This window comes from Pontimicrobium aquaticum, from assembly GCF_005047595.1.
Lineage (GTDB): Bacteria > Bacteroidota > Bacteroidia > Flavobacteriales > Flavobacteriaceae > Pontimicrobium > Pontimicrobium aquaticum.
Genome location: NZ_SUPL01000007.1, coordinates 108,770 through 123,103, shown reverse-complemented (window position 1 = coordinate 123,103; position 14,334 = coordinate 108,770). Strand labels below are relative to the sequence as shown.

Annotated in this window: 13 protein-coding genes; 1 reads left to right on the top strand and 12 read right to left on the bottom strand. The window is 31.0% G+C overall.

Annotated features, from left to right (window positions below):
- Positions 1-300: 300 nt before the first annotated feature.
- From E5167_RS13130 to E5167_RS13095, 8 genes are read right to left on the bottom strand one after another with little or no spacing between them, the layout of a single operon-like run.
- Positions 301-1,428, bottom strand: coding sequence for a DegT/DnrJ/EryC1/StrS family aminotransferase (locus tag E5167_RS13130; protein ID WP_136844617.1), 1,128 nt, complete (start codon positions 1,426-1,428; stop codon positions 301-303).
- Between the two features lie 39 nt (positions 1,429-1,467).
- A complete protein-coding gene (locus E5167_RS13125) occupies positions 1,468-2,526 on the bottom strand; it encodes a polysaccharide deacetylase family protein (RefSeq protein ID WP_136844616.1) in 1,059 nt (352 codons plus the stop codon).
- A gap of 2 nt (positions 2,527-2,528) precedes the next feature.
- A complete protein-coding gene (locus tag E5167_RS13120) occupies positions 2,529-3,545 on the bottom strand; it encodes a peptidoglycan bridge formation glycyltransferase FemA/FemB family protein (protein WP_136844615.1) in 1,017 nt (338 codons plus the stop codon).
- Positions 3,546-3,566: 21 nt separating this feature from the next.
- Entirely contained in the window at positions 3,567-4,631 is a 1,065-nt protein-coding gene (locus E5167_RS13115) for a hypothetical protein (RefSeq protein WP_136844614.1), read from the bottom strand.
- The gene (locus E5167_RS13110) at positions 4,621-5,232 is read right to left on the bottom strand and encodes a sugar transferase (protein ID WP_136844613.1); all 612 of its coding nucleotides are present in this window, start codon (positions 5,230-5,232) and stop codon (positions 4,621-4,623) included. Before E5167_RS13110 ends, E5167_RS13115 begins: the two co-directional genes overlap by 11 nt.
- 1 nt (position 5,233) lies before the next feature.
- On the bottom strand, positions 5,234-6,379 hold the full coding sequence (locus E5167_RS13105) for a glycosyltransferase family 4 protein (RefSeq protein ID WP_136844612.1): 1,146 nt from the start codon (positions 6,377-6,379) through the stop codon (positions 5,234-5,236).
- Positions 6,380-6,389: 10 nt separating this feature from the next.
- A complete protein-coding gene (locus tag E5167_RS13100) occupies positions 6,390-7,505 on the bottom strand; it encodes a hypothetical protein (RefSeq protein WP_136844611.1) in 1,116 nt (371 codons plus the stop codon).
- Positions 7,506-8,738 carry an oligosaccharide flippase family protein gene (locus tag E5167_RS13095; protein ID WP_169301430.1) on the bottom strand — a complete coding sequence of 411 codons (1,233 nt, stop codon included), beginning with the start codon at positions 8,736-8,738 and terminating at the stop codon, positions 7,506-7,508.
- 284 nt (positions 8,739-9,022) lie between these two features.
- Here E5167_RS13095 and E5167_RS13090 point away from each other — a divergent pair, with 284 nt between their 5' ends.
- Positions 9,023-11,833, top strand: a complete 2,811-nt coding sequence (locus E5167_RS13090) for a T9SS type A sorting domain-containing protein (protein ID WP_169301429.1) — start codon at positions 9,023-9,025, stop codon at positions 11,831-11,833.
- 56 nt (positions 11,834-11,889) lie between these two features.
- Here the strand turns inward: E5167_RS13090 and E5167_RS13085 are convergent, their stop codons facing one another.
- The 4 genes from E5167_RS13085 to E5167_RS15450 form a co-directional block, all read right to left on the bottom strand.
- The gene (locus tag E5167_RS13085; protein ID WP_136844608.1) at positions 11,890-12,261 is read right to left on the bottom strand and encodes a hypothetical protein; all 372 of its coding nucleotides are present in this window, start codon (positions 12,259-12,261) and stop codon (positions 11,890-11,892) included.
- A 12-nt stretch (positions 12,262-12,273) separates the two neighbouring features.
- Positions 12,274-13,473 (bottom strand): alanine dehydrogenase, encoded by a 1,200-nt coding sequence (locus E5167_RS13080; protein WP_136844607.1) that lies wholly within the window; start codon positions 13,471-13,473, stop codon positions 12,274-12,276.
- A 66-nt stretch (positions 13,474-13,539) separates the two neighbouring features.
- Complete coding sequence (locus tag E5167_RS13075; RefSeq protein ID WP_136844606.1) at positions 13,540-14,094, bottom strand: hypothetical protein; 555 nt, start codon at positions 14,092-14,094, stop codon at positions 13,540-13,542.
- Positions 14,036-14,179 (bottom strand): hypothetical protein, encoded by a 144-nt coding sequence (locus E5167_RS15450; RefSeq protein WP_169301428.1) that lies wholly within the window; start codon positions 14,177-14,179, stop codon positions 14,036-14,038. The genes E5167_RS13075 and E5167_RS15450 overlap by 59 nt, the downstream gene beginning before the upstream one ends.
- Positions 14,180-14,334 lie beyond the last annotated feature (155 nt).

The window sequence follows — 14,334 nt, the reverse complement described above, 5'->3', positions numbered from 1 at the left end:
AATTTTAAATTAGACCTAATATAATTGCTATGTAATCAAATTCAATTTTAATAAAGACTAGCTTTATTAATTAGGGGGAATTATGAAATAGCAGTTATTTATTCATTTAAATAGCATATAAATAGAAAAATAATCTATTCAAAAAATAACTAGCAGCATAATTAAAGTAAATATCATTGTTTATTAGGTATTCGTCAAATAAAAACGATAAATAACAAATTTCACCGATTTGAAAAAAATAAAACTTTCGACTAATATTTGCGTATTAATAAAAACTTAAAAAGTTAGATGTTTTTAAGTTTAATTTAAATCAAAAAATACTTTTAGCACTTTGTAGATTCTGTTTAATTCTTCGTCTAATAAATTTGAGCCACTAGGTAAGCACAAGCCTCTTTCAAATAAATCATCTGAAACTCCATTAAGATATGTTTTGCAATCGCTAAATATAGGTTGTTGGTGCATTGGCTTCCATAATGGTCTGGTTTCTATGTTTTCTTTTTCAAACTCTAACCTCAGTAATTCTTTAGTTTTGTAACTATCTAACAATATGCAAGATAACCATCTGTTTGAGTGAAAATCTTTAGGTTCATTTAGTAACTCAACAGCATCTTGATTGCTCAATAAATTTGAATAAAACTCATAGTTTTTTCTTCTAAGCTCCACATGTTTGTCTAGCACTGTCATTTGTCCTCTTCCTATTCCAGCAACTATATTAGACATTCTGTAATTGTATCCTATATGAGAATGTAAATACGCTACCGATTTGTCTCTAGCTTGTGTAGATAAGAATATAGCTTGGTCTTTTATTTCCTTTATCTTACTGACTAAGGCACCACCACCAGACGTAGTGATTATTTTATTTCCGTTAAAAGATAATATTGATATATCTCCAAAAGTGCCACACTTTTTTCCTTTATAAGTACTCCCGAATGCTTCGGCACTATCTTCTAAAACAGGAATATCATAAGCTTTAGCAATCGTATGAATTTCATCAACCTTATAAGGCATGCCATATAAATGAACCGCAATAATAGCTTTAGGTCTTTTTCCTTTAGCAATTTGATCTTTAATGGCTATTTCTAGCTGAATAGGACACATATTCCAGGTGTCTTTTTCACTATCAATAAAAACTGGTGTTGCACCTTGATATACTATTGGATTTGCTGAAGCCGAAAATGTTTTGCTTTGGCAAAGAACCACATCGTCTTTTGATGTACCTAAAAGTATTAAACCTAAGTGTATGGCTGCTGTACCAGAACTTAATGCTGCTACGTGAGTATCTTCATTTAAATAACTTTGAATATCGTTTTCAAAGCCAGTTACGTTTGGACCCAAAGGAGCAATCCAATTGGTATCGAAAGCCTCATTTATAAACTTTTGTTCGTTACCACTCATATGTGGAGAAGATAGCCAAATTTTTGATTTCATATTTACAAATATCTAAAGGTAAATATCAATCTAAATTATTTATGAGGCAAAATAAACAGATAAAAGTTCAAATTCTCTTGTTAAACTAATAAAGTTAGATATTACTAAAGAGGACGTTATTTTTTTTGCTAATGACGTCATTGTTACACTTGAAAAATTGTACTTGGAGTTTAATTTTTTGTAGTCCACAAATACTTTTTCTAAGTTCTCTATATTTTTATCTATATCATTTCCAAAATTATGAGGGTGCCACCATAAATGAAACAATTCATTATTTTTAGCGGCATGTTTCATGCTTTTTCGAATTCTTCTAAGCTTTAACCATTCAAAAGCCTTTAATTTTGGACTAAATGGTCTTAAAAACCTACTAGACGGTATATTGATGGTGTGGTCTTTTTTATTAATGTTTTTTACATTGTAAGTATTGTGTCCTGTTATATTTAAATAACCATCAACTACCCTCAAAATTCTAAACAATTGCCATTTGTAAAAAATTGATTTAGGATCAATATTATATATATATGCCTTTTCTGTACCTCTATAGGAAGTAATACCATTTTTATAACACAGCTCTAGATATTCTTTATTAATCATATTCCTTGGAAATATGATACTTTCTATTTCTATATCAATATTTTTGGCAATGTTTTTAGCGGCTGTAATATCTTCTTGAAATTGTTGAATTGTTTGCCCTTTCTCATTGCAATAATAGTGGCAATACGTATGAGTGCTTATTTCATGATTGCCACTTTCTTTAATTTTTTTTAAAATAGAGTTACCAAAGTGGTAAGGGTCATCCATTTCATTATTGCCAATACTGTCTAGTAAAAGGTAAGGGTTAAGTTTATTATTTTTATAACTTGGTTTATCTTTTGGTGCATGAGTTACTAGGTCATTTTTATCTTTGGCAAACAAAAAACCTACCGTAGCAAAAGTTAGCTTTATGTTATACTTATCGCTGAGTGCCAAAAGCTTTTCAATGACTTCTCTAGTATTCTTTAAGTTTTTTTCATAACTGGCTACACTACACTTATCGAAAACGCCCCAATGCAATTCGTAGTCTAGTGAAATAACAAAATGTCCATTTTTATCACTCATACTCAATTTGCTCTATACAATGGAAAATAATCTATGTTTTTGCTATTAACACCATTGCTTAGATTATCATAAATTTTTTGATTTACAATATGCTTCCAAACTTTAAATATGCGAAAATCTTTTGAAAATGACGATTTGAATTCAAATAAAGAATCTTCTTTGCTTCCTAGTCCACCTCCTAAATTAAAATACTTGTAACCATTGTTAGAAGCTTCAATTCTCATTTCATCAAGAAAAAGTTTTGAAGGTTTTAATCTTAAAAAATCTGTTCTTGTTCCTGATAAATGAAATTGAACAAATCCATTGGTTTTTACAAACATAGAGCCAGCAATAATTTTTTTTGATTCAATTTCTTCAACTAAAAGTATATCAGTATTAAAGTCTGTTTGCCCTAAAAAATTAAAAAAATAGCTACGTTCAAAAAAATACTCTTTTTTAGCGTTTAAACGCGTCATGTTTTCGTAGTAAATGTCTATAAACTCATGAATATCTTCTTTGGTTTCAGCTTTTCTAACTGTGCAAGTACGACGTAATTTATTTACCTGATTTTTTAAAGATTTTTGGTATGCTCTCCGAGAGTCTTCAATAGGTAATGTCACATCTATATTCACCACTTTACCAAGAGGTGTTAGCTCTCCAAAGGAAGACATAATAGCATCTTGTTCTTTGATATAAGGATGAAGCCTTGAAAACACCGATACTATTTGCTTTTCTATAAAATAATTAGTTAATTCATTTTGAAAATGAATAGTATCAAAGGATGCATTTATGTTTTTCACAATAGGGCCTCCATATCCATAAATAGATGTAAAATCGAAAAATTTTGTATTATCTATTTTTCTTAGTAATAGAGGTAATGCAACAAGAACATCGTTGTATGTATAAGTGATTAAAATTGGTGTTTCCTTGCTTGGGTCACATGAAATGTGATGATAATCATACGTATGATAAAAATCGTAAGTATCTGTCTTACTTAATACTAACTGCCATTCAGTTTTAGATGTAATTTCTTTAATCATGGAAAAAATCTGGTTGCACAATTATACATTGTTTTTAATCCAAATATTAATTTTTTCGACTAAGTAGCTAATATCTTCTATATTGTATCTAAAATCTATATGCAAGTTAAAAAGATACTTCCATTCAGACTCCGTTTTGGTATTTGGCCATAAATGTGCTGGATAGATATTATTAGAAATTAACCAGTTTTTAAATGATATGAATAGCTTTTCACTCTTGAATAATAGCAGTAATCCAAATGGTGTAAAACCTTCTCTTTTAAGTATTTTAAACTTATGGGTTTTATTAATACTTCCAATTATTTGATTAAAGTTGTTTGCTTTGACTATGTTAGGGTTGAAAGCTAAATATTTGTTGATTTGATCCAATAACTCATTATTAGGTTTATTATAGCTATTAGATTCACACAATATAGATTCACCATTGTTGAGTAAATCTAGATATTCATCTTTAGTGTTTTTATCTTTTTTAATAAATGCTCGCTTTAGCTTCATTGAGTTATTAAAGCTCAAATATGCTTTAATGATTGCTGTATCTTTTGCGTCTTTATATGGTGTTTGTTTTGAATTACTATTCGGCATCCATGTTATAGCACCTAAAGGAATAGGGTATGTTTTACGTAAAGAGCAAATACAATAATCTGCATTACTATTTAGACTTTGCTTAGATAACCAACCATGTGTATGATCTTCAATAATTATAGGTTTCTCCTTAATATTCGAATAATCTTTAAAAGTGGACAATCCCCAAAAATTATTTAATATTACTATATCGTCTTTACTAGCAAACTCTGTAACATCTATGTCACTTTCAAAATGAAAAGGATCTATATTATAATATGCTACATTTTTAAAGTTACTGTTGATTAGATTAACAACTGTATCACAATAATAGGAGGGAAGCCAAATTTTATTAATGGTAGTCTTGCTTTCAATATCATTAAATACAGCTAAAAAGGCATTTCTACCAGAATAATAAAACGCAAACGAGTGTTTTAGTTGAACTACGTTTTGAGTAAGTGCTTTATATTCTGGATCGCCAGGTTTTAACTCATAAAAACAGGATCCTATATCTTTATTCGACATCTGCATTTTTAAAAGCTGGCATATTTGTATTCTCTGAGCTATTTATATCTTTTTTCTTTATGACTTTATAAAATGTAAGCCATAAAATTTTTAAATCTAGCATAAAAGATTGGTTGTCAACGTACCAAACATCGTATTCAAATTTTTGCTCCCACGATATGGTATTTCTTCCATTTACTTGAGCCCAACCAGTTATACCAACCATAACATCGTGTCTTCTGGCTTGTTCCTTATTGTAGAGAGGTAGGTATTCAGGGTGTAAAGGTCTTGGACCAATCAAGCTCATATCACCTTTTAATATATTGATTAATTGCGGAATTTCATCTAGAGAGTATTTTCTAATAAATGTGCCTATTTTAGTTACTCTTTGGTCGTAAGGCAATAATTTTCCATGCTGATCTTTTTTATCATTCATGGTTTTTAGTTTAATGATTTTGAATATTCTTCCATTTTTCCCTGCTCGTCTTTGAAAAAAGAAAGGCTTTCCGCTGTTTGTAATCAATAGTAATAGTATTAGCAATAAAAACACAGGAGAAATAAGCACTAAACCAATAATTGCAGCTAGTAAATCTAATATAGGTTTTAGTATTTTTGTGTACATATTATTGGGTTTCTAGGTTTTTATATTCGTTTAATAGTGCGTTCCATATTACTTCTCGTTTGTAATTATCGCAAATTGTTTTTCGAGAAACCTTTGCTAAAGATTGTCTTTTTTCTGGATTGTCAATTAATTCAAGCATAGCATCAAAAAGTTTATCTTCATTTTTTGGTGGTATAATCAATCCATTTACACCATGATGAATTATTTCGTTGCAACCATTAATATTGGTTACAATACATGGCAAATGCAATGCTCCAGCTTGCATTACTACATTTGGAAAACCCTCTCTATAGCTAGGAAACGCCAAAACATGCGATATTGCAAAATAAGGTCTTACATCGGTTTGCCAACCAACAGACATGATGTTTTTGTTATTCTCAATCTCATCTATAGTTAATTTATTTAAAGGATCTAATTCATGTTCATAGGTTCCTACTAACAATAGTTTAACATGCTTCTTTTTTATTCTCTTAAAAGCAGAAATTAACTCATTAATACCTTTATCTTTTACTAACCGACCAACAAAAACAAATACAATATCTTCGTTTGAGATATTTAATTTAGTTTTTAATTCTGTTAGAGTATCTGTATTGAGCTTTTCAAGTGAAAAATGATTTACATCAATGCCATTAGAACTACCTTTACCTATAACCTTAAGTTTTGAAGGGTTTGTGTAACCATTTTCAATAATTATATCTTTCAAACCTAAGGAGTTTGGATATATTTTTGTAGCACACTTATAAGTGATTGTTTCTACTAAATCGAGTAGTTTACGTTTTAAACCTGTAGCTTCAAGTAAGGGTAAGCCTGCTATGGTATGCAACCTATTTGGCACTCTAGCTAGTTTTGCCGCAATCATACCTAAAGTTCCAGCCTTTGGCGTGTGTGAATGCACAATAAATGGTTTTTCTTTTCTTAATAATTTAATAAGTTTAATTAAGGATGCAAGATCTTTAAAAGGCGTGATAGAACGTGTCATTTCTACTTCTATCACTCTAATGCCTTCGTCTGCAATAATGTCAATAATTTCATCTCCTGAACTTGTAACACCAACAATTTCATAATATTGACTCATGAATTTTGGTTGCCCCTTTAGTAAGTTCTTTAGGGAAATTGGCACTGTAGTTATCCTTATAATTTTTTTCATAATTAAAACTTTAAGGATGTGTTAAAAATTCTCGATTATCTATGTCTAAGTTATTTTTATACTTATGTAAATACACTATAAATAGGCAAGTCATCCAAAAAAACGGAACTCGTAATGACATATGTACCATAGCAAAAACAGCTAAAGCTAAAAATAATATAATGACAATTTTGGTTAACTTGTTTTTCAGTAAGGATGAAAAAGCAAAAATGAACATGGAAAACCCAATAATACCATAGCTAAAAAGTACATTTGCAAAAATTGAGTGTAGCTCTATGGTTTCGTTAAACCTTTCATACAGACCTTCACCTGCACCAAAAAACAAATATTGTGGATAATTAACTATTCTATCATAACCTCTGCCTCCAAGGCTTCTGTTACTGCTAATACTTTCACTTTGCAGACGCTCAATATTATATTCTAAAGCAGTAAAATTGCTTAAGTTTAAATCATAATTATAACCAATAAATATACTCCCTATAACGACAATCGTTATAAATAAAATTAAGTACTTTCTAGATTTTATTATGTAAAACATCCAGAACAATAAACAACCAGCTAAAGCAGCTCTTGATGCAGAAATTATTATTAGGAATGAAGCTATAATTAAAGGAATTAGTGAATGCAGTAGTTTTGGCTTAATAATTTCAGTAATTACACTGGTAATAATTAGCAAACATAGTGCCCAAAGACCTAGCTGATTAGGATTATTAAAGAACATTTGATTTCTAACACCTTCTGATTCTACAAAAGGCCATAAAACTAATTGAAGTATTAGTGCAACTGTAATAGCTTTAAACGTAAACTTTAAAAAAGAGACGTCTTCAATTTTCCCTACTAAAAAGAGTACCATTAAAAAGCTATAAAAATAGAAAATACTATTCTTTATAATTTCAAACTCACCCAAAATTAGCATCCAAACAGCATTTACTATAAAGGTATATACAACAAATAGAAACAAACTTTTTGTAAACCTATTGGTCTTTATATTTTTTAAAATTTCACTTATATGCCCAAATATTAAAATTGCACCAAATGCATCAGCAATTTGTGGATTTCCAGATTCAAAAGCATAAAAAGGAAATACAATTAAATAAATAGCCCATATATAATCTTTAAACCTCATTTACCTATTTTGAAGTTGCTTAATAGTTTTTACCGAGTAAAAGCATGAAAAAATAGCTTTAACAGATGTTGCTGAAATAATCGCTATGGCACCACCAATATAATAGTACTTAGGTATAAATATTAAACCAACCATTAACCCTATAACCGATCCAATAACTATAATTTTAGAGTATAATTTATCCTTTTTCATAATCATTAATCCATTAATACCATATGCCGAAATAATTGACGAAAGCAGTGGGCCAGGGCTTAAAAACTTAACAACTCTAATTACTTCGACAGCATCATCCCCTAACCAAAGATGCATTAGTATTTCTGATGAAAAAAACATAACTAAAGACAATGTAAAACCTATCGTAACAAATACCAATCTTACTTTTGGCAAGTAAGATTTGTTTCTATTTAAAAAAGGAAATAATACATTAGACATGATGGTTATAACTACTTTAAAAGCACCAAGAACTTTGGCACCAATTTCCATAACACTTACAAAGCTAGGAATACCGTAAACTCCCACAAGAAAAATAGATGTATTGTGATAGATAGTCGGTGAAACCATTGTTAAAAAAGCACTCCACGCTTCAATAATCGTTGCTTTAATGTCTTGTACTTTTGAAAACCTAAATTTTATTCCAAACGTTTTTCTAATGATTATTTGAGCAATAATGCCAGCAAATAAAAATCCAACCGAGTGGTATAACGATATATATATGTAATCTGATTCATGTTTTATTAGTAAAAAACAGAGTATGGCAAACGTAGATTTAGAAATCACACTTATTATAGTCATAAATTTCATGCGCTCTACACCTAAAAAAAACCACATTGGAAATAACAACTCTCCAACCAATAGAATAAAAAAGAAGCAGTATATGATATAATGATCGTAAATCCTTGGCACAAATAAAACAAGTGATAATAAAAATATGGTAACTAAAACAAAGAAGACAATTTGTGCTGAAAAAACATCATTATAAACTTTAGATAGTTTTTGTTTGTCGTCTCTTAATAATGCAATAGACCTCACAGCAGAAAGATCAAACCCAAACTGTATGATGTTTTGTAAGTAAAAAATTAATGCGTAGGCAAAGGCATAATACCCATAATTATTTAAACCTACTACATCAATTAAATAGGTAATTACTATTAATGGTATAACTGCATCAATAGCTTTAAATAAAAAATACGATACAAAATTCTCTAAAATAGGTAAATGTTTTTTAAAGTTCAAAATTGTAATTTAGGATGCCTAAATGTAAAGGATTTTTTTTCTAAAATTCTAATTGCAAATTTTTTTCTGTATCAAAAAATCCAAATGCAATTTATAAACGTATTTACCTTTAAATGTTTTTACGAACAATAAACCGATGAAATAACCTATAAAATCTATAAAATTCATTATATTGTAAGAGTAATACTTCAATTTAAATGTGTTTTATCGATTAACTTAGCTGATGTATATTAATCAGTTAATATTTTAATATGTTTATCTCGTATGCCCCAAATTATTAAATGATGAAATACATTAATTCTTCCTTAGGATTGACTTTAGTAATGCTTTGTTTTTGCTGTTTTTCTTTATCAGTAAACGCACAAGATTACGATTTGGACACTTCTTTAAATAATTACACTCCAATTCCACAAGCTAATAAACCTAGTTATTTGCAAACCATTACAGACCCTGTTTTTGGTACAAAAATCACAAGAATTACTGGTGATGTAGGCTCACCAATTCCAAATATTAGTGGAGAATCATGGAAAAATATTGCTAGACATGGTTATTCAAACAGACAACCATGGAATGCCGATGAGTCTATAATTTATCTAGGGAAACACAAATCTTCTAGTGGTGGTTGGGGACCATCATTATTTTTAGATGGGGAAACTTATGAGGTTATTAAAGAAGCAAATACAGCCTCTGCCAATGAACAACGATGGCATCCTACCAATCCGGATCTTATGTTATTACTTAGAGATAGTGGCATTTATACTTGGAGCTATTCAACAGGTAATGTAAATCAATTAATGAGTTTATCAGGATATTCAAACCTATCAACAGGGCATACAGGGAATTATACAAACGATGGTTCAATGATATCAGTGTTTGCAAATAGAAATTCCGACGGTAAACAAGTTGTTTTTGCTATAGATTTTGCGAATAATGTAAAATATCCAGATATCGATTTTTCAGGAATTGATATTGATTGGTTATCAATTTCTCCCTTAGGAAACTACACCATGGTAAATGGTGATTATGGTAATGGTAGTGACCGAACCAAGGTTTACGATTTACAAGGTAATCAGGTAGGGCCTTATTGGAGTGAATATGGAAGACCAAGTCACTTTGATGTAGCAGTTGATGAAAATGGGATAGAATATGCTGTTGGTAACTCTAAATCAAGACCAGATGAGGGTAGAATTATAAAAAGAAGACTTTCTGATGGTGTTGTAACAGTATTATCGCAAGGAGGTTACGGAAGCCATGGGTCTGCTAGATCAATAAATAGATTGGGTTGGGTATTTACATCTCAGTCGTCATCAAGCAATTGGGGACCATATTATGATGAATTAGTTGCAGCAAAATTAGATGGCACACGAGTTGAACGAATTGCAAGCATTAGAAGTAACCTTGAAACCTATGATAATGAGACGCAAGCTTGCCCTTCGCCTTCTGGTAGTCGAGTTATTTATGCTTCCGACTGGGGAAATGGCACATATCCTATTCAAGGCTATATAGTAGATTTTAGAGATAAATTATCAGGAGGTGGGTCAACTAGTGTTAATGCAGGAACAGATAAAAATATATGTATTGGAGATACAGTTACATTAACAGCTTCGGGATCCCAAAGTTATGAGTGGAGTACAGGTGATACCACTGCTAGTATTACAGTTACACCAGATGTAACAACAACTTATACAGTAACAGGAACCGATGCTAATGGAGATACAACAACAGATAATGTTGTTGTAACGGTTAATGCAATTCCAGTAGCCAATGCTGGGGAAGATATTGAAATATGTCAAGGCGAAGAAATTACACTAACGGCTTCAGGTGGCGATACGTATTTATGGAGTAATGGTGAAACCACACCAAGTATCACCATAACACCAGATATTACAACTAATTATTCAGTCATAGTAACACAGAATAACTGTTCCAGTACCGACGAGGTCACTGTAGCAGTAAAGCCCAGGCAAACGATAAACGCTGGTAATGACGTGGACATCTATCTTGGCGAAAGCACTACACTAACAGTTGTAGCTGTTGGCGATATATCGTGGAGCACTGGCGAAACCACTTCTAGTATTACGGTAAGTCCAACCTACACAACCACATATTATGTTGAAGCTACTGAGGCAAATGGTTGTACTGCTTATGACGAGGTTAAAGTAACGGTTATTGGCACCGTAGAACCTAATGCTGGAGCAGATCAATATATTTGCAATGGAGAATCTGCAACATTAACTGCAAGTGGAGGTGAATCATACTTATGGAGCACTGGTGAAACTACGGCAACAATAGTTGTAAACCCAAATGCGACTACTACTTACAATGTTGAAGTAACAAATGCTATTTCCAGTGGAACAGATGAAGTTACTGTATATGTAAACGAGATACCAAATGTAGATGCTGGAAATGACCAAACTATAGATATTGGGCAATATGTAACATTATCGGCTACAGGAGCAGATACTTACCTGTGGAGTAATGGTGCAACACAACCTAATATTGCGGTAAGTCCACAGCAAACAACAGACTATTATGTAACTGGTTTTAAAAATAACTGTTCAGATGTTGCACAGGTTAGAGTAACAGTAAACAATACTAATGCAGTAAATGCTAATGCTGGTAAAGATCAAATAATTTGTAATGGAGATACTATAACATTAACCGCAAGTGGAGGAGATGAATACTTGTGGAGTACTGGTGAAACTACTAGAATAATTAATGTATCTCCATCCGAAGATACTATATATACTGTAATGGTTTCTAATCAATATAGCTCAGATAGTGATGACGTTTTAGTTGAAGTAATAGCATGTGAAAACGACGATATAAATTCTAATCCAAACTATCTTTACGAAATCTACCCAAACCCTACAACTAACGGAAAATTAAAAATACATTTAGGAGGATTGAGTAACAACTCTAACATTTTTATTCATGATGCCATAGGTAAATTAATTTATTATGAAACAATTAGTGATAATAATGGATTAATTTTTCAAAAAGAAATAGATATATCAAGGTTTAATACTGGACTTTATTTTGTAACGCTTGAAGAACTAGAAAAAAGCACTACCAAAAAAATTATCTTTAATTAATAAAAGCATTTTATTAGGTAGAGAAACACTCAACAAAGTATATTTTGTTGGGTGTTTTAATTAACGATGATACTTTTTAAAATTGCTAGACTATCACAATTTTCGACAGTTAATTGTATTTCAGTTTGTTTAAAGTCTTTTTCAATCACATAAATCTTACAAGAGTCTAATTTAGTATTGCTTAAAGAAAAGTTGACATTCCCTTTTTTTAGGGTGCTACTAATTAATGCCGTATCTACTTTTTTATTTTCAATGTATTGAAGTGATGCTTCGGAGTATTGTAATGGCTTAATATTGATGTTTTTTATAACTCTAGCATTTGGACCATAGCTACACGATATTTTTTTACCACTTAAAAAAAATGCTAATAGTATAAGTCCAATCGAAAAACCACCTAAGTAGTATCCAACACGTTGAATAAGTTTCATTTATTTTTGCGCTTAAAAAATTAATAGATTGGCATCACTATAATCTAAGTCAAACCAATCTGCTACAGATTTGTTAGTTAAAATTCCGTGGTAAAAATACAATCCATTTTTTAAACCACGATCAAATCGAAGCGCATTTTCTAAACCTCCATTTTCCGCAATTTCTAAAAGGTAAGGCGTAAACATGTTACTAATTGATACTGATGCAGTTCTAGAATATCTTGCTGGAATATTTGGTACACAATAGTGTATTACATCATGCTTAACAAAAGTTGGTTTATTATGTGTGGTAATTTCGCTAGTTTCAAAACAACCTCCCATATCTATACTTACATCTATAATTACAGACCCTGTTTTCATGTTTTGTACCATATCATCACTAACTAATACTGGTGCTCTATTTTTACCTCTAACAGCACCAATAGCCACATCACAACGTTTAAGTGCTTTAAGTAAATTTTTTGGTTGCATGGTTGAGGTGTACAAAGAGCATCCCAAATTACTTTGAAGCATTCGTAACTTAGAAATAGAGCTATCAAACACCTTAACATTTGCACCTAAACCTAAGGCAGATTTTATAGCAAACTCACCAACAGTTCCTGCACCTATAATAACAATCTGGATAGGAGGGACACCACTTATATTACCAAATAGCAAACCATTACCATTGTTTACATTAGATAGTAGTTCTGAGGCTATTAATACCGAAGCAGTTCCTGCAATCTCACTTAACTGTCTTACAGCTGGATATGCACCATCTTCATCTCTAATAAATTCAAAACCAATAGCAGTTACACGCTTTGCAGCTAATGCTTCAAAATAAGCTTTGTTTTGCGTTTTTAATTGCAACGCAGAAATTAAAATGGTTTGCGGATTAATGAGCTTAATCTCATCAAGCGATGGCGGTTCCACTTTTAATAAAATAGGGCAAGAAAATACTTTAGAAGTATCTTTAGTTATTTCGGCACCAGCTTCGCTATAATCTTTGTCTTTAAAGTTAGCACCAACACCAGCTCCAGATTCCAACAATACACGATGTCCATTATTAATAAGTGCAGATACAGCATCAGGTGTTAAGCATACGCGCTTTTCTTGAAGCGACGTTTCTTTGGGAATACCAATAAATAAGTTGCCTTTATGTTTTAAAACTTCTAGGGTTTCTTCCTGCGGAAGCAATTGCTCTTTAGTAAAAGGAGAGAGAGATTTACTCATAGTTTGGTTATTGAAAAACCAAATTACAAATAAATTTTAAAATTCTAATTTATAGTTTGTTTAATATTAAAAATAATCCGATAACTTTCCCCAAAAGCCTTTACCACCTACTTTAAATTCTTCTTCTAACTCTTCAAGAGATTTATCGGCACTATTTATTTTATTAAACATTTTTGCTTTTATTAAATAAATAGAAGGAATTATAATTGCCATGACTGGTAATAAGTATAAAATTAAATCTTTATCAATAGCCTCTAAGTCACTGTTTATGATTTCAATAATCTGGTATATGTACATAGCTATAGGCACTATTAATGAATGATACCACCAATGTTTATTTGTAAAAAACCATATAATTAAAAGCATTAGAGGTACAAGCTTTCCCATTAAAGTCCAAGCACTTACCGCCGCACTTTCGTACCACCCACTTTCATATGTGAACAAAAAAGTGTCCCAAATTTTAGTATCTGGAACACTTTGATATAAATTAAAAATTAAGGGCGTAGCAGCAATTAATGTAGCTACAATACTACCTCCTAATATGGACTTTTTAAAAACTCGCTTATCCGTTCTTCGGAAGCTTGATGTCCTTTTTGTCGATTTTTGTTGTGAATTGCTCATTTAAGTCTAATAAATTAGTTGCTTGCGCTGTAAACAATACACCACCGAAAATAGCTATTGCTATTAAATACTTTTTTGTTTTCATAATTCAAGGGATTTAATTAATTAATCACTACAAAGATAGATTATAAGACTTCTTAAAAGTGTTAACAAAATGTTAAAACCCTTTATTTATGCGGCTTTCAAGCTACGGAAAAACCGTAATTTGTTGATTTTTGTTTGGGGTGCAAAGCCAGTTTT